The 22010-nt window shown below is 42.6% G+C and carries 18 protein-coding genes; 1 reads left to right on the top strand and 17 read right to left on the bottom strand.

Annotation, left to right across the window (positions count from 1 at the left end; all coding sequences use genetic code 11):
- Positions 1–83: 83 nt before the first annotated feature.
- The gene (gene mutS, locus JOC77_RS15625) at positions 84–2702 is read right to left on the bottom strand and encodes a DNA mismatch repair protein MutS (protein WP_204544782.1); all 2619 of its coding nucleotides are present in this window, start codon (positions 2700–2702) and stop codon (positions 84–86) included.
- A gap of 133 nt (positions 2703–2835) precedes the next feature.
- Positions 2836–3384, bottom strand: coding sequence for an outer spore coat protein CotE (gene cotE / locus JOC77_RS15630; RefSeq protein ID WP_204544786.1), 549 nt, complete (start codon positions 3382–3384; stop codon positions 2836–2838).
- Positions 3385–3674: 290 nt separating this feature from the next.
- Between cotE and JOC77_RS15635 the strand changes: the two genes are divergently transcribed.
- Positions 3675–4181 carry a hypothetical protein gene (locus tag JOC77_RS15635; protein WP_204544788.1) on the top strand — a complete coding sequence of 169 codons (507 nt, stop codon included), beginning with the start codon at positions 3675–3677 and terminating at the stop codon, positions 4179–4181.
- Here JOC77_RS15635 and JOC77_RS15640 read toward each other — a convergent pair.
- The 15 genes from JOC77_RS15640 to JOC77_RS15710 all read right to left on the bottom strand — a co-directional run bounded on the left by JOC77_RS15640 (position 4164) and on the right by JOC77_RS15710 (position 20815).
- Positions 4164–4592, bottom strand: coding sequence for a YlbF/YmcA family competence regulator (locus JOC77_RS15640; protein WP_204544790.1), 429 nt, complete (start codon positions 4590–4592; stop codon positions 4164–4166). The two genes, JOC77_RS15635 and JOC77_RS15640, sit on opposite strands and share 18 nt — an antisense overlap.
- Positions 4593–6137 carry a tRNA (N6-isopentenyl adenosine(37)-C2)-methylthiotransferase MiaB gene (miaB, locus tag JOC77_RS15645; RefSeq protein WP_204544792.1) on the bottom strand — a complete coding sequence of 515 codons (1545 nt, stop codon included), beginning with the start codon at positions 6135–6137 and terminating at the stop codon, positions 4593–4595.
- Between the two features lie 382 nt (positions 6138–6519).
- Entirely contained in the window at positions 6520–7695 is a 1176-nt protein-coding gene (locus JOC77_RS15650) for a glycine C-acetyltransferase (RefSeq protein WP_204544794.1), read from the bottom strand.
- A gap of 30 nt (positions 7696–7725) precedes the next feature.
- The gene (tdh, locus tag JOC77_RS15655; protein ID WP_204544796.1) at positions 7726–8766 is read right to left on the bottom strand and encodes an L-threonine 3-dehydrogenase; all 1041 of its coding nucleotides are present in this window, start codon (positions 8764–8766) and stop codon (positions 7726–7728) included.
- 229 nt (positions 8767–8995) lie between these two features.
- On the bottom strand, positions 8996–9862 hold the full coding sequence (locus JOC77_RS15660) for a 2-oxoacid:ferredoxin oxidoreductase subunit beta (RefSeq protein WP_204544798.1): 867 nt from the start codon (positions 9860–9862) through the stop codon (positions 8996–8998).
- A complete protein-coding gene (locus JOC77_RS15665; protein ID WP_204544800.1) occupies positions 9849–11600 on the bottom strand; it encodes a 2-oxoacid:acceptor oxidoreductase subunit alpha in 1752 nt (583 codons plus the stop codon). The genes JOC77_RS15660 and JOC77_RS15665 overlap by 14 nt, the downstream gene beginning before the upstream one ends.
- Positions 11601–11956: 356 nt before the next feature.
- Positions 11957–12217, bottom strand: a complete 261-nt coding sequence (spoVS, locus tag JOC77_RS15670) for a stage V sporulation protein SpoVS (protein ID WP_029281188.1) — start codon at positions 12215–12217, stop codon at positions 11957–11959.
- Between the two features lie 284 nt (positions 12218–12501).
- On the bottom strand, positions 12502–13299 hold the full coding sequence (locus tag JOC77_RS15675; RefSeq protein WP_204544803.1) for a TIGR00282 family metallophosphoesterase: 798 nt from the start codon (positions 13297–13299) through the stop codon (positions 12502–12504).
- 145 nt (positions 13300–13444) lie between these two features.
- Positions 13445–15004, bottom strand: coding sequence for a ribonuclease Y (rny, locus tag JOC77_RS15680; protein ID WP_204544815.1), 1560 nt, complete (start codon positions 15002–15004; stop codon positions 13445–13447).
- Between the two features lie 339 nt (positions 15005–15343).
- Complete coding sequence (gene recA / locus JOC77_RS15685) at positions 15344–16387, bottom strand: recombinase RecA (protein ID WP_204544816.1); 1044 nt, start codon at positions 16385–16387, stop codon at positions 15344–15346.
- Positions 16388–16685: 298 nt separating this feature from the next.
- A complete protein-coding gene (locus JOC77_RS15690) occupies positions 16686–17936 on the bottom strand; it encodes a competence/damage-inducible protein A (RefSeq protein ID WP_204544817.1) in 1251 nt (416 codons plus the stop codon).
- A 19-nt stretch (positions 17937–17955) separates the two neighbouring features.
- A complete protein-coding gene (gene pgsA / locus JOC77_RS15695; RefSeq protein ID WP_338047236.1) occupies positions 17956–18540 on the bottom strand; it encodes a CDP-diacylglycerol--glycerol-3-phosphate 3-phosphatidyltransferase in 585 nt (194 codons plus the stop codon).
- Between the two features lie 82 nt (positions 18541–18622).
- Positions 18623–19507: a RodZ domain-containing protein gene (locus tag JOC77_RS15700; protein WP_204544820.1), complete on the bottom strand. Its 885-nt coding sequence runs from the start codon at positions 19505–19507 to the stop codon at positions 18623–18625.
- A 17-nt stretch (positions 19508–19524) separates the two neighbouring features.
- The gene (locus JOC77_RS15705) at positions 19525–20316 is read right to left on the bottom strand and encodes a DUF3388 domain-containing protein (protein ID WP_204544858.1); all 792 of its coding nucleotides are present in this window, start codon (positions 20314–20316) and stop codon (positions 19525–19527) included.
- A gap of 235 nt (positions 20317–20551) precedes the next feature.
- Positions 20552–20815, bottom strand: coding sequence for a DUF3243 domain-containing protein (locus JOC77_RS15710; RefSeq protein ID WP_204544822.1), 264 nt, complete (start codon positions 20813–20815; stop codon positions 20552–20554).
- Between the last annotated feature and the right edge of the window lie 1195 nt (positions 20816–22010).

Here is a 22010-nt window from a genome sequence, read left to right on the forward strand (position 1 = left end):
CCAAAAAATCATTCGGAGCACCCCTTCGAACTGTTCAGAACTGCTCCTGCCCTTCGAAGAACCCTCCGAATGACCCGGAATCCTTAACTCTTTATCTTTTTCTGTATACTATACAAAGCATTCAAAGCCTCAAGTGGCGTCATTTCCAGAACACTTAAAGACTTTAATTCTTCTATTATTTTATGGTCCTTTGAATTCTCATTTTTTTTGGCCGGTTTTTTATCTGCAAAAAAGGATAGCTGCTCATCCAAAGCATCTATTTCTTCATGGACTCTATCACTTTGCTTCTGTACAGCCGGTGGGTTTTCTTGACGTATTTCCGGCTTTCCTTCTTCAAGGTCCGAAAGAATTTCATTCGCCCTATTAATCAATTTCTCAGGAAGCTCAGCCAGCTGGGCTACATGAATTCCATAGCTTTTGTCTGCTGCGCCCTCTTTTACCTTATGAAGAAAGACTACTTTGCCACTCTGCTCTACCGCGCTAACATGGACATTCTTCACTCTGTCCAGCTTGCCGCCCAATGCAGTTAGCTCATGGTAATGTGTCGAGAAGATGGTTTTCGCTCCGATTTCGTCATGAATATATTCAATGATGGACTGCGCCAGGGCCATTCCGTCATACGTAGATGTCCCCCGCCCGATTTCATCAAATAAGATTAAACTATTTTTCGTTGCATGATCGATGGCATTCTTGGCTTCAAGCATTTCGACCATGAAGGTACTCTGGCCTGAAATTAAATCATCAGCGGCCCCAATTCTCGTAAATACTTTATCAAAAATCGGCAGTACCGCTTCTTCCGCAGGTACGAAGCAGCCAATCTGAGCCAGAATCGATGTTAAAGCAATCTGTCTCATGAATGTACTTTTCCCTGACATGTTCGGTCCTGTTATGAGCAGGATTTCCCGCTCGGAATTCATCGTACAGCTATTTGGTACATATTCCTGAGCCTGCATCACTTTTTCAACAACAGGATGTCGGCCATTATGGATATGAAGGACCATATCTTCTGAAAAAGTTGGCTTTGTGTATCGTCTCTGTTCACTGATCGTTGCAAAACACTGCAGGGCATCAAGCTCTGAGATGACTCTCGCCAACTGCTGTAGTCTTGGAATATAGGATTTCACTGTTTCCCTTAGTGCAAGGAATAAGTCATATTCAAGCTGTACACATTTTTCATCGGCCTGTAAAATCAGTGCTTCTTTTTCTTTCAATTCCGGTGTGATAAACCGCTCGGCGTTAGACAAAGTCTGCTTGCGCTCATAGCGGTCATCCTGCAGCAGGTGCAGGTTCGGTCTGGTAATCTCTAAATAATAACCGAAGATACGGTTATAGCCGATTTTCAAAGACTTAATTCCAGTTCGCTCACGTTCTTGTTTCTCAAGCTGCGCGATCCAGTTTTTCCCGTTTCTGCTGGCATCTCGGTACTGGTCAAGTTCGGCATGATAGCCATCTCGGATCATATTGCCTTCTTTAATAGAAAGAGGAGGGCTATCACCGATTGCTTTTTCCAAAAGTTCCTCAAGGTCTGTGCATGGATCCATCTTTTCGGCCAATTCAGCTGCCCCGCCGCCCATACTCTTCACCACTCCCATGATCGCTGGCACCTGCTGAAGAGATCTCTTTAGCTGAAGCAGGTCACGTGCCGTAACATTTCCAAAGGCCACTCTTCCTGCCAGCCGCTCCAGGTCATATACTTCCTTCAACCGTTCTCGAAGCTCCTCACGTTCGAAGAAATTCTGAATCATGAGTGATACAAGCTCCTGCCTTTGCTCAATCGCGCTTCGGCTGAGCAGCGGACGGTCGATCCACTGTTTCAGGATTCGGCCGCCCATAGCTGTTTTCGTTTCATCCAAAAGCCATAATAGAGAACCTTTTTTTCCTTTCGAACGCACGGTTTCGGTTAACTCTAGATTTCTTTTAGAATGATAATCTATTTTCATATATTGAGTGCTCTCATAGAAGGAAACCGGCTGAAGATGATCGAGACTGCGCTTTTGCGTCCGGAACAAATAATGCAGCAGCCTTGAAACGGTTTCTGCCAGCTCTTGCTGGTGCTGAACCGGCTGCAGCAGCTCCGCAAAATTTTCGCCCGCAGTTTGTTCATCTTCATAAGAAAGAGCCGCATTGATTCTTTCCTTTAAAGCTTTTTGTAGAGCAGAATCTAAATCAGAAGGAATGACCACTTCTTTAGCTCCAAGTGAGGCAATTTCGTTCACAAGTTCATTGAAATCTCCATGAATCAGGGTAGCTTTCAACTCCCCTGTTGAGAGATCATTATAAGCAAGTCCAAACTTTTTCTCCTCGAATGGGGTGACAGAGGCGATAAAGATATTCTCTTTTTCAAGCATACCCTTGCCTTCCATCATCGTTCCAGGTGTGATCAGCTGGACCACTTCGCGACGGACTACACCCTTAGCCTGTTTTGGATCTTCAGTCTGTTCGCAGATGGCAACTTTAAAGCCTTTGGCTATCAGCTGTTCAATATAATTGGGCGCTGCATGGTAAGGCACTCCGCACATCGGGATTTTCTCTTCGCCTCCGCCTTCACGGGCAGTGAGCGTTATCTCAAGTTCCTGGGATGCTCGCGTTGCATCCTCAAAGAACATTTCATAAAAGTCACCTAATCTAAAAAATAAAAAGGCATCCTGATACTCTGCCTTAATTCTTAAATATTGCTGGATCATTGGCGTATATCCTGCCATATGTATTCAAAACCTTTCCGCTCTTAATTCCAAAAATGCTGACTTTATTATAACATTTTTTGTCTGAGAAATGATTGTATCAATTATCCAGTCCATTAGCCAAAAGAAAAAACTAGGAAGAACTTCTCCTAGTTTACGAATCTTTCTCTTTATCTTCTATAAAGTCGGCATTAATGCTTTCGAATTCTTCATCTTCTACATCGCAATCCCAATCATCATCATCTTCGTTGAAGCCTTCTGGGTGTACGGCTACGGTTACCTTTGTTTCTCCGACTACCTCCACAAAGAATTCTCTTTCAACGTCTACGACGATTTTTGTACCATCGTTGGAAATGCAGGCTTCAATACAATTTGGCTGCTGTACTACGCGGGCGACAATCTCATCATCATCAAAGTAATCCTGGTCACGATATTTAAGCTTTATCACATCAGAGTAACGCACCTTCTCCGTCACTACCTCTGTTTTTGTATTCTTGCTGAATGAATACCAGACGTTAATATCGAAAGTTCCTGTGATCTCCACTTTTCTGCCGACTTTTCTCGCGTCGTATTTATGGTTGATGATCCAGCAACCCAGTATGCTTGAAGGTTGATGAGCCGGGCAAATGGTGTGATTAGATTTAGTAAATTTGCGCCCTCTCGCCACCACCGCTTTTGTTATTATCTCTCTATATTGGGACATGTGAGCGAACCCTCCTCTTCAGTTTCAATTCATCCTATGCGGGTTAAATGTCTAATGTGCTTGCCTTATATATGAAGAAATAGCATCTTTACTAACTTTATCTCACCCCCATCTTATGCCCAGTGCCTATTTTGTGTGCACATACATATAGCACCTTCTATAACGCCGTGATTGAAGGGAATGGCTAATTCAGCGAAAAAAAGGCACATAGAATCAGAAAATACACGAATCTATTAGTACACTTGTCCACACTCCTAACCACTGATTGACATATTTTATAGAGAAGATAGTTGAAAGGGGGACATTATAGATGCCATTTTGGAATTATTGGGGCTGTGGACGTTCTGCTGAAGGCCATTTCTGCGGCAACAGAAACAGAGACGACAGAGACCGTAACAGAGATGACAGAGACAGAGACAGAGACAGAGATCGAAACAGAGACAAAGATCGTGACAGAGATCGTAACAAAGACCGTAAAAGAGACAATCACGACAATCACAACGGTTCAAATAACAATGGAAATAATAATGGATCAAACAATAACGGAAGCAGAGGCAGAAATAAAGGCAATAGCGGATCTAACAATAACTTTGATGACGGAAGAACATATTCTTCTAGATGCAATTGCCGCCGCAGAAGAAAAAACAATAACAACTACTAATATAAGCAGCTGGCTAGAAAAGGTGCATTCCTCTTGCACCTTTTTCCCATGCCTCTGCAAAAAAAGACAGCAGCTTCCTATTAGGAAGCCGCTGTCTGATTTATTTCCTTTTATTCTCTTAGTGACAGCTGCCTGAGCTGCTGTTTACCTTCGATCCTGTTTCGCCGCGAAGTACATCGCCGCCTGTAGATTCAATGATTAAGTCTGTTACTGTATTCGATACGGAAGATGCTACCATCTGAAGAAGGTCGTTTACATCAACCTGTGATTGCTTGAACTCCTGCACAATTGGAATTTCATCAATTTGCTGTTCAATTGCTGCAATTTTCGCTTCTACCTGCTTCAACGCTTCTGTTTTTCCATAATGCTGAAAATTGACAGCCTGCTTTTGAAGACTCTTCATGCTTGCAATAAGCTCTCTTACTGTTTGGTTTTCATTGATTTGAGCTTCTGCTTTTTTGAAAAAATCCACTTCTTCGGTTTCAGCAATCATTTTTGCAAGCTCATCCGCTTTATTTAGTATATCGTCTTTTGTATATTTCCCCATTTAAATCAACACCTCTGCCTTTTCTTCTACTATCATATCACCATTTAATGACCATGTATTAGCGCTTGTTATTTTTACTTTAACAATCTGGCCGACTGCGGATTTAGGACCCTTGAAGTTAACCAGTTTATTTTTTCTAGTATAACCTGCTAATACATCCGGATTTTTCTTGCTTTCCCCTTCAACAAGAACCTCCACAATTTGATCCTGATGATCTTTCATTCGCTGCGCAGCATACTCATTAACTAATGCATTAAGTTTCTGAAGTCTTTCCTTCTTCACTTCCATCGGAACATTATCCACCATTTTAGCTGCTGGTGTTCCTTCGCGTGGTGAATAAATAAACGTGTAGGCTGAATCGAATCCAACTTCACGGTAAAGACTCATCGTTTCTTCGAATTGCTCTTCGGTTTCGTTCGGATACCCAACGATGATATCTGTGGTCAGCGTAGCTCCTGGAATGGCCGCTTTAATTTTACGCACAAGCTCTAAATACTGCTCTCTTGTATATTTGCGGGCCATAATCTTCAGAACATCGGTACTGCCGGATTGGACCGGAAGATGAATATGCTCTACAAGATTTCCACCTTTTGCAAGCACCTCGATCAAATGATCGTCAAAGTCTCTCGGATGGCTCGTTGTAAAACGGATCCTTGGGATATCAATTTTACGGATTTCATCCATTAAGTCTCCAAGACCATATTGAATATCGGTTAAGTCTTTTCCATATGCATTCACGTTTTGCCCAAGCAGAGTGATCTCCTTATAGCCCTGTGCAGCGAGATGGCGGACTTCCTGGATAATTTCTTCCGGACGGCGGCTTCTCTCTTTTCCGCGTGTATAAGGAACAATGCAGTAGGTGCAAAACTTATCGCAGCCATACATAATGTTGACCCAGCCTTTAATCTTCCCTTTACGGACCTTCGGAAGATTTTCAATCACATCGCCTTCTTTTGACCAAACTTCTACGACCATTTCTTTTGACAGATAGGCTTCTTGCAGAATGTTTGGAAGACGGTGAATATTATGAGTGCCGAAGATCATATCCACGAAGGAATGTTTGGATAAAATACGGTTTACGACCGACTCTTCCTGTGACATACAGCCGCAGACACCTAGCAGCAGATCCGGTTTTTCTAGTTTAAGAGCCTTCAGGTGGCCAAGCTCTCCGAAGACTTTGTTTTCGGCATTTTCACGGATCGCACAGGTATTAAGGAGGATCACATTTGCATCCTCGACACCGTTCGTCGGCTCATAGCCAAGTGCCATTAAGATCCCGGCCATTACTTCGGTATCATGCTCGTTCATCTGGCATCCGTACGTTCTAATATAAAACTTTCTGCCCTTTCCCATTTCTCTAAACTCTTCAGGAATGGCAAAATCATTATGATATTTTACTTCTTCTTTACCCCGTTTTTTTGCATCCTTTAAAGACGGAGCAGTATAAACGGTCTCGAAGAATCTACTGTAATCCTTCTCGGATTTTTTGTCCGGAGAATTTCCAGTACTTACTTGCGCAGATTCAAGGCGCTGCTTTTCATTCATTATATTTTTCCCCTTTCAACGATCATAAAGGAATTACTCTAATTAGGTAAAAACTCCGCCAGCAGGCAGTCATACACATTAACATAGTATAAAGCTTTTTACAGGCTTAAACAATACTTGCTGGTCATATTCACCAATGTGTTGAAATTTCGGAGAAGTGTAGATAACCCTGAGCTTAAGTGCAAAAACAGCCTCGTTCTAATATCGAACGGGCTGTTTGTTGCAGTTTTTTTCCCGTGATTAAGGGAAAATAAAGTTCTTCTATACACAAGAGCATAATTATTACTAACAGGACTTCTTCCTGTCGCAAAATATACATTTCTTTGCGCCAAATCCGAATATCCGCGCAAAACCAATCCTGCCAAGAAAAAAACTCCGCTGCTTAGATAATGCCTAATTCCTTACCTGCTTTTTCAAACGCATCCAGCGCAGCCTGCAATTCTTCCCTAGAGTGCTGGGCTGTGACAATCGTTCTGACACGTGCCATTCCTTTTGCTACGGTCGGGAAGGCAATTCCCTGTGCGAACACTCCGTATTGCAGAAGCTTATCTGAAAACTGATGTGATAAAGCCTCGTCTCCTACGATTACCGGCGTTACAGGAGTTTCACTTTTTCCTGTATTAAATCCTAACTGCTCAAGTCCCTGCTTAAAGAAACGGGTGTTATCCCACAGTTTCTCAATAAGCTCCGGTTCTTCTAGCAATACGTTAATAGCCTCGATACAGGCCATGGTAACTGCAGGCGGATGGGAGGTGCTGAAAAGAAACGGACGTCCCTTGTGAATCAAATAATCGATCAGTGTTCGTGAGCTGGCTACATAGCCGCCTAGCACACCGATGGCCTTGCTTAATGTGCCGACCTGGATATGAACGCGTCCATCGAGACCAAAATGGTTGACCGTGCCGCGGCCATTCTGACCCAGTACACCGGAAGCATGGGCATCGTCGACCATGATCAAGGCATCATATTTCTCGGCTAGTTCCACAATTTTCGGAAGCGGAGCAATGTTTCCGTCCATCGAGAAAACTCCGTCTGTTACAATCAGTCTTTTACGGAAGTCTTTTGATTCTTGAAGTGCCCGCTCCAGGTCCTGCATATCTACATGCTTATAGACTTTTCGGGCGGCTTTCGTCAGCCTGATTCCATCTATGATCGAAGCATGGTTCAGCGCGTCTGAGATGACCACATCTTCTGGAGAAAGAATGGCAGATAATACACCTTGATTGGTTGTAAAGCCGGACTGAAACACTAAAGAAGCTTCTGTATGCTTGAATTCAGCCAATTTCTTCTCCAGCTCTTCATGCATCGTAAGCGTTCCTGCGATCGTCCTTACGGAGCCTGTGCCGGCACCATATTGCTCGACTGCATCAAGAGCCGCTTTTCTTAACCGCGGATGCGAAGTTAACCCGAGATAGTTGTTAGAAGACAGCTGGATGACTTCTTTCCCGTTTACAACAACCTTAGATCCTTGTTCTGATTCTAAAGGCACCAATTTTCGAAACGTACCTTCTTTCTTCATTGCATCTAATTCTTCTTGCAGATATTCAAAGCCTTTCATAAAATAGCCTCCTTATTTTTTTGGATTAAATTAAGGCTGAAGCACCACTTTGCCGCATTCGCCTTTAATCATTAATTCAAAGCCTTTTTCAAAATCTTCGAGCGGGAAATGGTGTGTGATCACCGGTTTTACATCTACCTGCCCTGAAGCTAACAGATTAGAAACCTGCTGCCATGTTTTAAACATGAGCCGGCCTGTTATTCCCTGGACAGTGATTCCTTTAAACACGATGTCATTTGTAACATCAATTTCTACAGGACGGACGGGCAGGCTTAAAATGGACACCCGTCCGCCATTTGTAACCATCTTGAAGCCTTGATTCATAGCAATTGGGTGGCCGCTCATTTCACAAACCACGTCTACTCCATTACCATTCGTAAGAGCATCAATCCGTTCAAGCGGATCTTCTTTTCCTGAGTTGATAATGGTGGTCGCACCCATTTCTTTAGCCAGATTTAGGCGGTAGTCATTCAAGTCCAGCGCGATTACCTGTGATGCCCCCGCTGCTTTCGCTGCGCCGACGGCCATTATTCCAATCGGGCCGCAGCCGATGACCGCTACCGTTTTACCGGCTGTCTCTCCCGCGAGAACTGTGTGGACGGCATTACCCATCGGCTCCTGTACAGAAGCTACATCAAATGGCATATCCTTTGGATTTTTCCAGAGATTCACTGCCGGAAGGGCCACATACTCAGCGAAGCAGCCTTGCGTATCCACTCCGATGATTTTTGTGTTCTTACAAATATGATATTGGCCTGTCAAGCATTGCGGACAGCTTCCGCAAACAATATGAGTTTCCGCAGAGACGAAATCACCGATCTCTACGCTATTTACCTTTGACCCTATTTCAACTACTTCTCCTGAAAATTCGTGGCCAAACACATACGGAGGATTTACCCGGCTTTGGGACCATTCATCCCATGTATATATATGTACATCTGTACCGCATATAGATGTTGCTTTTACCTTAATAAGCACTTCATTTTCTTTGATCTGCGGTATATCGACCATACGCAGCTCAGCTCCATAACCCCTATGATGCTTTACAAGCGCTTTCATTTTTCCGTTCAATGTGTACACTCCCCTTTAGAAGGAAACTTATTTACCCCTTATATACTCATAGTTTACCATTTTAAAAGAAAGAGTGTAAATAACTCTGTCCACACCATTTGGACAAGTGAACACCAAGAAAAAATTATTTTATATTTTTTTCAGAGGGTATCTGGCAGGATCTCGCAACTAGTGAATCAGAGCAAAAAAAGAAACCTCTGCTTTTTGCGTCAGAGGTTTTCTGCTTTGCTTACATAAATTCGGCTGCCAATTTATCAAAACTTCCCTGATCTAAATGAAGATCGGCCTGCGTGAGCGGTGTTTCTGCGTAGCCTGGAATCAGTTCCTGGTACGACTTCCGCTGTAGATCCTGGTAGATGATCCCTGTCACCAGGCTGTTATGGGCCATCAGGGTCTGCATGGCCGTTTCACGGCTGGAAGAATCATAGCCTTCTATATCACTCAGCTTTGTCAGGTTCTCTTTAAACCAGTCATATGTATTCACCTTATTGTAGGTTACACAAGGGCTGAATACGTTAATGAGCGAAAAGCCTTTATGCTTAATGCCAGCCTCAATAATCGCTGTTAAATCCTTAAGGTCGGTGGAAAAACTCTGTGCAACGAACGTAGCACCTGCGGTTAACGCCATTTCCATAGGAGAAAGAGCCGGTTCTATGGAGCCCTGCGGCGTTGATTTTGTCTTAAATCCGGCTGCTGAACGCGGTGATGTCTGTCCCTTCGTCAGGCCATAAATCTGATTATCCATGACAATATACGTGATATCAATATTGCGGCGGATCGCATGGATAGTATGTCCCATCCCTATGGCAAATCCATCGCCGTCTCCACCGGAGGCAATAACGGTTAAATCGCGGTTGGCCATTTTCACACCCTGTGCAATCGGAAGGCAGCGCCCATGAATTCCATGGAATCCATACGAATTGATATAGCCTGAAATACGGCCGGAACAGCCGATCCCTGATACAATGGCCATCCCTTCCGGTTCAAGACCGACATTAGCCGCTGCTCTCTGGATGGCAGCCTGAACGGAGAAATCTCCGCAGCCCGGACACCAATTTGGTTTAACATTATTACGAAACTCTTTAAATGTTGCCATATTCGAACAGCTCCTTACACTCGGTATGAACGGTATGCGGCAGGAATGGATTTCCATCGTATTTTAAGATGCTTGTAATCTTATCAGCATGTCCCACATTCATCTTTAAGATATTTGCCAGCTGGCCGGTCGCATTATTCTCAATCACTACTACTTTCTTAGCCCTGCGTACGAGCGGCAGCATTTCGTCTGCTGGGAAAGGGTGGATTAACCGTACATGCGCATGGTTTGCTTTGATTCCTTCCTGTTCAAGCCGGTCCATAGCCTCTTCAATTACTCCCCGAGTGGAGTTGAAGCCGACAATCAGCAGATCAGAATCTTCATGTTTGCAATTTTTATGAATAGGAGTATTAAAACGAATATTTTTCGTCTTTCTCATCCGTTTATCCATTTGCTTTTTCCGGTTTGATGCAACCTCTGAAGGCTTGCCGGTTTCATCATGCTCTACTCCCGTTACATGGAATATACCGTTCTTTGTCCCAGGAAGAACACGCGGAGAGACTCCATCTTCTGTCACTTCGTATCTCTTAAAATAGGCTTTGTCTGCTGGTTCTGGAATCGGGTCCGTAACCAGCTTCCCTCTTCTGATTTCCACCTGATCAAACTGCAGCGGGTGTACAGTCTGCTTGCCAAGCGACAGCTGCAGGTCAGATAAAATTATAACAGGGCACTGATATTCTTCAGCAAGGTTAAATGCTTCTGCCGTATCATAAAAGGCTTCTTCTACCGTGCTTGGCGCCATGACGATCTTTGGAATTTCTCCATGTGTACCGTATATCATCGCCATAAGGTCGGACTGCTCCTGTTTCGTCGGCAATCCTGTAGAAGGCCCGCCCCTCTGAGTATCCACAATTACAAGCGGTGTTTCCGTGATGCCAGAAAGACCGATTGCTTCCATTTTCAGCGAAAGACCTGGGCCTGCCGAAGCAGTTAATGCACGCACACCGGCATAGTTAGCGCCTATAGCCATTGTACAGGCAGCAATTTCATCCTCCGTCTGAATCACTGTTCCGCCTAGCGGAGGCAGCTTTTTAATCAGGTATTCCATAATCTCTGAGGCTGGAGTGATAGGATAAGCAGCCATAAAACGGCAGCCCCCTGCTAGGGCTCCAAGGGCAATCGCGTCATTCCCGATCATGAACAAACGCTTTTGGCCATCTGCTTTTGCAAGCTCCAGTGTCCCTTGGTTATTTCCAAGGAGGGCTTTCATATAATCATAGCCTTCACGGATGGCTTCCAAGTTCTTTTGAACAATCTGCGCCCCCTTTCGGCCAAATATTTCTTCCACCACTTCATTGAATACATGGATATCTAAGCCTAAAACAGCTGAAGAAGATCCTACTGCCACCATATTCTTCATTAAAGAAGTTCCAAGTTCAGCAGCCATTTCTGTAAAGGGAATGGAATAAAGGGCTGCATCAGTATCATCAGGTCTGACAGGCTTGAACTTGGTATCTGCAATAATGATTCCGGTTTTGTTAAGTTCTTTATAATTCACATCAATTGTTTCTTGGTCGAATGCAACAAGGATATCTAAATCGTCTGCTATAGACCGGGTTTCAGTCGTGCTGACCCGGATCTTATTATTGGTATGCCCGCCCTTAATACGAGATGAGAAATGACGGTAGCCATATAGATAATAGCCTAAACGATTTAGCGCAATACTGAAAATTTCTCCCGTACTTTCAATACCTTCACCCTGTTGACCGCCAACTTTCCATGAAAGCTGATTGATCATGTCCTTACACCCCTTTTAAACTCACATAAATGGTAAACTCATACAAAAGGTAGTACTCGTTTTCCAAAGAATCAGGAAATTTTCTAGGTATGTATTGCCTGCAGATGATCATGAAGTGTTTGTACTTTTAACCTAAAAATGCCGCCTCATTATGATCTTGGAAGGTTCGTACTAAACGATTCAATTCTAGCCGAAATATGACTAAAAACGCAACATATTTTTCAGAAAAGTGTAACTTTACTGAAAATTTAATTTCTTATGAAAAACATGGCTGTCTCTGTTTAAAAACTTTCTTATATCATTCGACGAAAGAATCACAAATGCCTGCTTGCAGTACTATGCAAGCAGGCATTTTTTTAGCGGGGTTCTATAATCAGTTTTATAGCTGTCCGTTCTTCTCCGTCTATCAAGATATCTGTAAAGGCAGGAATACAAATCAAGTCTACACCACTAGGTGCTACGAATCCTCGTGCAATCGCTACTGCCTTTACCGCTTGATTCAACGCACCAGCTCCGATAGCTTGAATTTCTGCGGCCCCTCTTTCCCTTAATACACCCGCAAGTGCGCCTGCTACAGAATTGGGATTAGATTTTGCTGAAACCTTTAATATTTCCATTCCCTAGCTCCTCCTTGTTTTATCCCATACCCATTGCCAATTTTCAACAGGTATTAAGTAAACTTCGTTCCGGAGACAAACCTCCTGAACGATCGTTATCTCATCGAGTGCCAAACATCCTTCTTATGCGTATAGTCCGGGCGTCTGCACCAGGATAATCTTACTCACTTTCACTATATTCATAGAAAGAGCCCTGTATTCCTTGTCCAGCAAATTCATCTCAATCTCATAAAAGAAAAAAGACCATGCTCTCGCCGCATGGTCTTTAACATTAGCTTTTTGTTTTAACTAAAAAAAGGATGATCATCATTGATTAAAATTCGTTCTGTTTTTTTGGCTTTGCCTGTTTTCGGATCTAAATCAATTATTACAGCGCTTAGAAGCTTTCTTCCTTCTGAAGGCACTTCGAAACGGACCGGCATGCTGGTTAAGAACCTTGTGATTACAGCTTCTCTTCCCATTCCAAGGATCGCATCATAAGGACCTGTCATACCTACATCAGTAAGGTAGGCAGTACCTCCTGGCAGTATACGGTCGTCTGATGTTTGAACATGTGTATGTGTCCCTACAACAGCCGATACTCTTCCATCTAAATACCAGCCCATTGCCTGTTTCTCACTGGACGCTTCAGCATGGAAATCAACAAAGATAATGTCTGTTCTTTTTCTTGCTATTTCGACCAATTCATCAGCCTTCATAAAAGGACAATCCAGCGGAGGCATAAAGGTACGGCCCTGAAGACTTATGACTGCTACTTCTGACTGGTTATACTTGATAAATTTGATTCCTTCACCTGGTGTACCCTCAGGAAAATTACCCGGACGAACCAGATATTTAGCCTCATCAATAAACTCAAAGATATCCCGGTTATCCCAGGAATGGTTTCCCAGCGTGACAGCCTGAGCACCGCTTTCTAAAAACTGGCGGTATATTTTCTCAGTAATACCCCTGCCGGCGGCTGCATTTTCTCCATTTATGATCGTGATCTGAGGCTTATATTTCTCCTTCAGTCTCGGAACATACTCTTGTACCATATCTCTTCCAGGAGATCCAACGACATCCCCAACAAACAAAATTCTCATAACTATCCCTTTCTAAATGGAAACTGTTTTCCATACGGCCTTGTAGGTTATTTTTTAACATAATAGATCTATCCTATACCTCGCCAAGCAGATCCCTCTGTTTATAAGGGGTATAAATGGAAAAAGAGTGGCAGATGCCACTCTTTTATTTAGCGTATTCAACGGCTCTTGTTTCCCTGATCACAGTAACTTTAATGTGTCCTGGATAATCGAGCTCTTCTTCAATACGTTTGCGGATATCTCTCGCCAATCGATGCGCTTCCAGATCGTCAATCGCTTCTGGTCTAACCATAATACGAACTTCACGGCCTGCTTGAATCGCAAAGGATTTCTCAACACCCTCATAGGATTCTGAGATTTCTTCCAGCTTTTCAAGACGGCGGATATAGTTCTCTAAGGTTTCGCTGCGTGCTCCTGGTCTTGCAGCCGATAAAGCATCTGCTGCAGCAACAAGAACGGCTATAACAGAAGTTGGTTCAGTATCGCCATGATGGGAAGCAATACTGTTAATAACAACAGGATGTTCCTTATATTTAGTAGCAAGCTCTACGCCGATTTCAACGTGGCTTCCTTCTACTTCATGATCGATCGCTTTTCCTATATCATGCAGTAATCCTGCTCTGCGGGCAAGGGTTTCATCTTCACCGAGCTCAGCAGCAAGCAGTCCTGACAAAAAGGCAACTTCCATCGAATGTTTAAGTACATTCTGGCCGTAGCTCGTACGGAACTTCAAGCGGCCCATAATTTTAATGAGATCTGGATGGAGCCCGTGAACGCCCACTTCAAACGTGGTCTGTTCACCAATTTCACGGATGTGTTCATCCACTTCACGTCTTGCTTTATCCACCATCTCTTCAATGCGGGCTGGATGGATCCGTCCATCCTGAACAAGATTGTCCAGAGCGATACGGGCTGTTTCACGTCTAATTGGGTCAAACCCTGATAAAATAACTGCTTCAGGAGTATCATCAATGATAAGATCTATTCCTGTTAGAGTTTCAAGGGTACGAATGTTACGTCCTTCACGGCCAATAATGCGTCCCTTCATTTCATCATTAGGAAGGTTGACTACTGAAACGGTTGTTTCCGCCACGTGGTCTGCTGCGCATCTTTGGATTGCAAGAGAAAGAACTTCTCTTGCTTTCTTATCAGCCTCTTCTTTCGCTCGGATTTCACTTTCTTTAATAATAAGTGCCGTATCATGAGCCAATTCTTTCTCTACCTTATCGATAATGATAGACCTGGCTTCCTCGCGAGTAAGTCCGGAGATACGCTCCAATTCGACTTGTTGAGTGCGAACCATTTCGTCCACTTTGCTTTCCATCTCTTCAATATGCTGTTGTCTTTGGTTTAGAGAATCGTCTTTCTTTTCTAAAAGCATGTCACGTTTATTTAACGTTTCATCTTTACGGTCAAGATTCTCTTCTCTTTGTAATAAACGGTTTTCTTGTTTTTGTAATTCAGATCTCCGTTCGCGCACATCTCTTTCAGCATCAGAACGAAGCTTATGAATCTCATCTTTAGCTTCCAACAGGGCTTCTTTCTTTTTAGAATCAGCTTCTCGTTTTGCATCTTCGATAATCTGTTCTGCAGAAACTTTTGCCCCGGCAATCTTATTCTCCGTTATGGATTTTCGAATAAGATAGCCAACAACTGCACCGACGAATAGGCCAAGCAAAATGGAGATGATTGTAATGGGTTCCATCGTAACACCTCCTCTTGCTATGAACTTGTTTTTTGTTAAATGTGAATGTCGGCATGTACATTGTTACATAACTTCAATATACAGCACAAAGGCTTTTTCATCATTTCACTTATTTGAAAAAATGTAAAATATACATATTAATTGTAAGCTTGAGATTTTTTATTGTCAAGGGTTTGTCCTTTATGAAACCGCTAATTGACTGTATTTTTTGGAAATAATTATATACTGCGATGAGCGGCTCCATTTTCCTCGGTTTTTTAGACACTCTGAATGGCAGGATCCATACCTGCACATATAATTGAAGGACTTGAAAGCTCTATGCTTCAAGTCCCTTTGCAATTAATCTATTAGATTAAGTTCTTCCTGGTCATCTGCATCTTCCGGAGCAGTATGTTCTCCGTCTAAACCATGATGATCACGAATTTTTTGTCTCACTTCGTCACGAAGAGCAGGATTTTCTTTCAGGAACAGCTTCGCATTTTCACGCCCCTGGCCCAGTCTTTCTTCATTATAAGAATACCATGATCCGCTTTTTTGAACGATATCCAGGTCTGAACCCATATCAATCGTTTCACCTTCACGGGAAATGCCTTCTCCGTACATAATATCTACTTCCGCCACGCGGAACGGAGGAGCTACCTTGTTTTTAACTACTTTAATTTTGGTCCTGTTACCCATAATATCGTTGCCCTGTTTTAAGGCTTCAGCACGTCTTACTTCCAGGCGGACAGAAGAATAGAATTTCAATGCACGTCCACCAGGAGTTGTCTCGGGGTTACCGAACATTACGCCGACTTTTTCACGAATCTGGTTAATAAAGATCGCAATCGTTTTGGATTTGTTGATGGCCCCAGACAGCTTACGGAGTGCCTGTGACATTAAACGCGCTTGAAGACCAACGTGTGAATCTCCCATTTCCCCTTCAATTTCAGCTTTCGGAACAAGAGCTGCTACAGAGTCAATGACGATGATATCTACCGCGCCGCTTCGTACCAGCGCTTCAGCGATTTCTAATGCCTGCTCGCCGGTATCCGGCTGAGAAAGAAGAAGTTCATCAATGTTAACTCCAAGCTTTTGGGCATATGCAGGATCCAAGGCATGTTCAGCATCAATAAATGCTGCTTGTCCTCCATTAGACTGTACTTCTGCAATCGCATGAAGCGCAACTGTCGTTTTACCAGAGCTCTCAGGGCCGTAAATTTCAATAACCCGTCCACGAGGATAGCCGCCGACTCCAAGGGCTACATCCAGAGCAAGAGATCCGCTTGATATAGTTGAAATTTCACGGTCCGTCTGCTCTCCCAATTTCATAATGGAACCTTTACCAAACTGCTTTTCTATTTGTTTTAACGCCATTTCAAGGGCTGCTTGACGATCACTCACAAAAAGTTCCTCCTTTATATATACATTAACCATCTATGTAGGTTAATAGTTGATTATACCAGTTGTTTTAAAGCTTATCTCATCTCAAAACCTATCTTAACTATATACCTTTTCCGGCTGTTTGACAAGTAAAAAATCGAACATTTATTCGGTTTTTTTGAAGACTAAATTCTTTTCATTTTTTGGTTTTCATCTAGGGAATTTCGCCTTTTTCTAAATCAATCATCCTTCAAAAAGAGGAATTTACGGTCCTGAAATCAGAAAAAGAAAATGCCTGTCTTCTAGACAGGCATGATTCTTAACTGTTTGGATGCAGGCCCAGCTCTTTTAATAGGTAGTGGCACCCGTATTTGACTGTACGGATCCTATTTTGCGACCTGCTTCCTGATAGATTAAGTTTTTTGCAGACAGTCTTGCTGTCTTTAATGGCAATTCCGATAAACACAGTTCCAACCGGATGTCCTTCCAGGGAATCGGGTCCTGCTACACCGGTAAAGCTGATCCCCACATCAGAATCGACTAGTGAGCGGACATTCTCGGCCATTTCTCTGGCACATTCTTCACTCACTACTCCATATGTGTTAATCGTTTCTTCTTTAATTTTTAACAGCTTCATCTTGGCTTCATTCGTATAGCTGACAATTCCGCCTTTTAAAATAAGTCCGGAACCTGGAATGGAGGTTAAATCTTCCTGGAACATGCCGCCGGTCAGGCTTTCCGCAGCAGAGATGGTATATCTCATGCTGCTCAGTTCTTTGACTACTTCCTTCATTAAAGAAGTTTCATCGTCCCCATAATAGAATTCGCCTACCCGGGAAAGAATCTCCTTCTCCATTTCGGAAATAAGCTCCAGGGTCTTTTCCTTGGAAGCGTGCTTTGCCGTAATCCTTAATGTCACTTCCCCATCCGCTGCCAGCGGTGCAAGTGTGGGGTTAGTCTGAGTTTCCAGCAAATCTTCTATTTTAGTCTCGAGCAAAGATTCACCGATTCCAAAGAATCGCAGCACTTTAGATTCAATTCGTTCTTGTATATCCAGTTTGTCTAACAGTTTTTTAAAGCCGTATTCTACAAACATGGGTTCCATTTCTTTCGGAGGCCCCGGCAGCAGCATGTATGAGATATTCCCTTTATCTACAAGCATACCTGGAGCCATGCCGTGATCGTTCGGAAGAATATCAGACCCTTCCAGTACGAGCGCCTGTTTTTTATTGTTTTCCGTCATTTCACGGCCTGCTTTTTCAAAATATTGAACAATGGATGCCATGGCTTCCTCATCCGTTATCAGAGGCAGGGACAAATGTTTCGAAATCGTTTCTTTCGTCATATCGTCCTTGGTTGGGCCGAGTCCGCCCGTGAAAATGATTAAATCAGATCGGGATTCGGCAATGGTAAGCGCACTCTTCAGACGGTCGGAATTATCTCCTACCACTGTGTGAAAAAACACATTAATGCCCAGCTCAGCAAGCTGCTTTGATAAAAATTTAGCGTTTGTATTATTTATTTGACCCAGAAGAAGCTCTGAACCAACTGCGATAATCTCAGCATTCATATCTATTAACTCCCTTTTTTTACTTTGAGTTTTTAAATATTCCCTTATTTTTATCAAAGTAATCCCAGCCAGACCAAATCGTGAAGATGAGGGCTACCCACAGAGCAATTTTATCAAAAGGAATCGAAATCCATTCAAAAGGCAGATTATGAAGAAGCAGCGCAGATACAGCAATGATTTGCGCCCATGTTTTAATCTTGCCCAGCATATTTGCCGCAACGACTTCACCAGTTCCAGCAAGGATCAGTCTTAAACCGGTCACAGCAAACTCCCGGCTGATAATCACAATAATAATCCAGGCTGGCGCATATACATCATTAAGTTCTACAAGAATAATCAATGCTGCAGAAACTAATAATTTGTCAGCCAGCGGATCAAGGAATTTGCCAAGATTCGTTACCTGGTTGAGCTTCCTGGCATAGTATCCATCAATCCAGTCAGTGGTAGAAGCAATGATGAAAATGATCGCCCCGATCAAATGATTGACAGGAATAGATTCGCCGCCTGCATGCAGCTCTCCCCAGTTAGTCGGGAGTACCATAACCAGCATAAAAATAGGAATTAATAAAATTCGTGATACAGTAATCTTATTAGGTAAGTTCACAGAAAAACCTCCAAAATTCAACATTCTTTTTTATTATATCTATTTTTACTTATATAAGCGAAAAATAGCCATCATAAGATGACTATTGCACGGGCTTAAATTGAACTTTAATATTCTGGGATACAGAGCTTTGCGGGGAAACAGCGTACTCAAGCTTTTCACCATTGATATAAATCTCAGTTGCCGTAGTATTTCCGATGACCAGATTAGCTTCAGGATCCTTTGTCAAATCAAACTCTTTGCTTTGCGTCTTGGTAAGGATGCCCTGGTACAAGGATTTATTTTGGCTGTTCTTAATATTTATCCAGGTTTCACCTGTTGATAACACCTTCAGTTTAAAATCCTTTGAATTCATAAGGGAAAAAGTAGAATTACGCCCTTCCGAATTTAACACTTTAATTTCAGGCTTCACCTCAGGCTCAGCTGGTGTCTCTTTTGCCGCTTCTTTTGCCTCGTCTTTTTCAGCCTCTTTTTTATCTGATTCTTTCTTTTTTTTCAGAGGAGAATCTTTACTTTCTTCATAATTGACCGGCTGATTCGTCTGGTCCACCTTATTGTTAGTCGGGTCATTCGTGCTTTTCGATACTAAAACCCAGACCAGTACAGCAGCGCCTATTACAAACAGACTAACAAGAATTTTCGGCAATGCTTCGAGTACCTTGGAATTGCTAGGCGCAATCGTTTTTCTTGTTTGAACTCTTGAGAGCTGCTGAGGCAGTTCTTCATTATATGTTACAGGAATATCGTTTTTATAAACTTCGAATATTTCCTCTGGTTCAAGGCCAACTGCTTCGGCATATTGCTTAATAAAAGCACGAACATAAAATTTCCCTGGCATCATATCATAGTTTCCTTCTTCTATGCCTACCAGATACCGTTTTTGGATCTTAGTCACTTTTTGCAGGTCATCTAAGCTCAGGCCCTTAGCTTCCCTTTCTTCCTTCAGTCTGATACCTAACTCTGTCACCAACTACCACCACCATTTTAAAAGTCAAAAGAGCCGAAATCAGATTCTCCAAATTCATGGCTTTGATCTACTACTTCATACGTAATTTTTTCTTCAGGGTCGTTTCTAAGCTCAATAATATAATCAAAATCTTCAAGAGAGTATTCCGTATTCTGCACAAATATATCCGGATGTTCAACCACTTTCACTGCATCAAGACGCATAATTTCTCTAACAAGCTGCAAATGCCTTTCATTTGCTCTTCTTGTAGAGACTATTCCATCCAGAATGAAAAGATTGTTTTCACTATATTCATCCTCTATCAGCTGGCTGCGTATTGTCTGCTTTAATAAAGTAGATGACACAAACAGCCATCTCTTATTGGCACAAACACTTGAAGCCACAATAGATTCCGTTTTTCCAACGCGAGGCATGCCTCTTATGCCGATCAGCTTATGGCCCTCCTGCTTAAACAGCTCAGCCATAAAATCGACCAGCAAACCAAGTTCGTCGCGGACAAATCTGAATGTTTTCTTATCATCGGCATCTCTTTGTATGTATCTCCCATGTCTGACAGCTAATCTGTCACGGAGTTTAGGCTCTCTAAGTTTAATTACCTTTATCGTGTCCATCGTTTGCAGAATAGATTCCAGCCGCTGTATATTTTTACTGTCCTTCGTTAACAGCAGCAAACCACGCCTGCCCTCGTCGACTCCATTAATTGTTACGATATTAATTGATAGCATACCAAGCAGAGAAGAAATGTCACCTAACAGTCCAGGACGGTTTTTTTGTATTTCATATTCAAAATACCACTCTTTATTTTCCAACAAAACCACTCCTCCTTGACAGCGACAGCTTTCGGCTTATTTTTCTAGCTTCTACTATAATATATGATTTTTTAGTAAGATAAAAGGAAAATGATATAAAAAAATCCTTTTACTGCAAGGATTTTCATTAACTTAAACAATATATGGAAGAAACAAAAATTTTCATAAAAAAATAAAGTCTGGCCTCAAAAAAACTGAAGCCAGACTCATTATTTTTTATTTAAGATGTATACACTTATTTGGATTGTGTTCCGTTATTCTCAACCAGCTTAACCATCATATTAGCGATTGCATGTTTTTCATCTTCAGAAGCTACAGACCAAAGATCCGCCAGTACTCTCTCCTGCTCATTCTTAGGGTCCACCTGCTTAGCAAGGTAACCGCCAATTTGATAAGCCATATCAGAAACGACCGATTGATCCATTCCTTCATTTTCCGCATGATTTAATCTATTCCCTAAAAAGCTTTTCCATTCTTCCCAGTTTTCTAAAACTGACATGTACATTCATCCCTTCTATTGTTTAAGTCAGCTATAGTTTGTGAAGGATTGGGAGTATTCATTCATGGTTGGGAAAAATATTTTGTTTTTGGCGGTTGCAATGGCATGGTACCATTCAAACAATCATCTTTCCGCCAAAACCAAATCCAGCTAATACAAGATTTTTAGCCTTATAAATGTACTGACGGTCCTTAGAAATAAATAATTCACTACAAGCGCCATCGAAAATGAAAATCCCCTTAAATTTCCAAAAAACCTCTTATAACTCAAAAAAACCTCTTAAATCTTGCTATAACTCGCACCGCTTTCCGCTTTTCTAGTTGTCCAGCTCCGGACTGACACCTTCGGTCATAAGTCAATCGTCATCAAAAGGCAAGAGCGGCCTTTCGCTGCCGCTCGTCTTATGCCTGTCAGGTGTCTGCTTTTCAGTAAGCGACGTACATAAACGGGAAGTCTTCATCATAGTGAACATATAAGTCTCATTTGAAAAGCACCGTCCTCCGCTTTTCTAGTTGGCCAGCTCCGGACTGACACCTTCGGTCATAAGCCAATCGCCATCAAAAGGCAAAAGCGGCCTTTCGCTGCCGCTTGTCTTATGCCTGTCAGGTGTCTGACTTTCTATATAATGTTCCTTGGTAAAAGTTTTTCGAGCTTCATTGTTCTTTCAAAGTAATGAATTTGGAAAGTCATCGTCCTCCGCTTTTCTAGTTGTCCAGCTCCGGACTGACACCTTCAGTCATAAGTCAATCGTCATCAAAAGGCAAGAGCGGCCTTTCGCTGCCGCTTTTCTTATGCCTGTCAGGTGTCTGACTTTCTATATAATATTCCTTGGTAAAAGTTTTTCGAGCTTCATTGTTCTTTCAAAGTAATGAATTTGGAAAGTCACCGTCCTCCGCTTTTCTAGTTGTCCAGCTCCGGACTGACACCTTCGGTCATAAGTCAATCGTCATCAAAAGGCAAGAGCGGCCTTTCGCTGCCGCTTGTCTTATGCCTGTCAGGTGTCTGCTTTTCAGTAAGCGACGTACATAAACGGGAAGGCTTCATCATAGTGAACATATAAGTCTCATTTGAAAAGCACCGTCCTCCGCTTTTCTAGTTGGCCAGCTCCGGACTGACACCTTCGGTCATAAGTCAATCGTCATCAAAAGGCAAGAGCGGCCTTTCGCTGCCGCTTGTCTTATGCCTGTCAGGTGTC

Origin of the sequence: Peribacillus deserti, from assembly GCF_016909175.1 — a bacterium.
GTDB lineage: Bacteria > Bacillota > Bacilli > Bacillales > DSM-1321 > Paraperibacillus > Paraperibacillus deserti.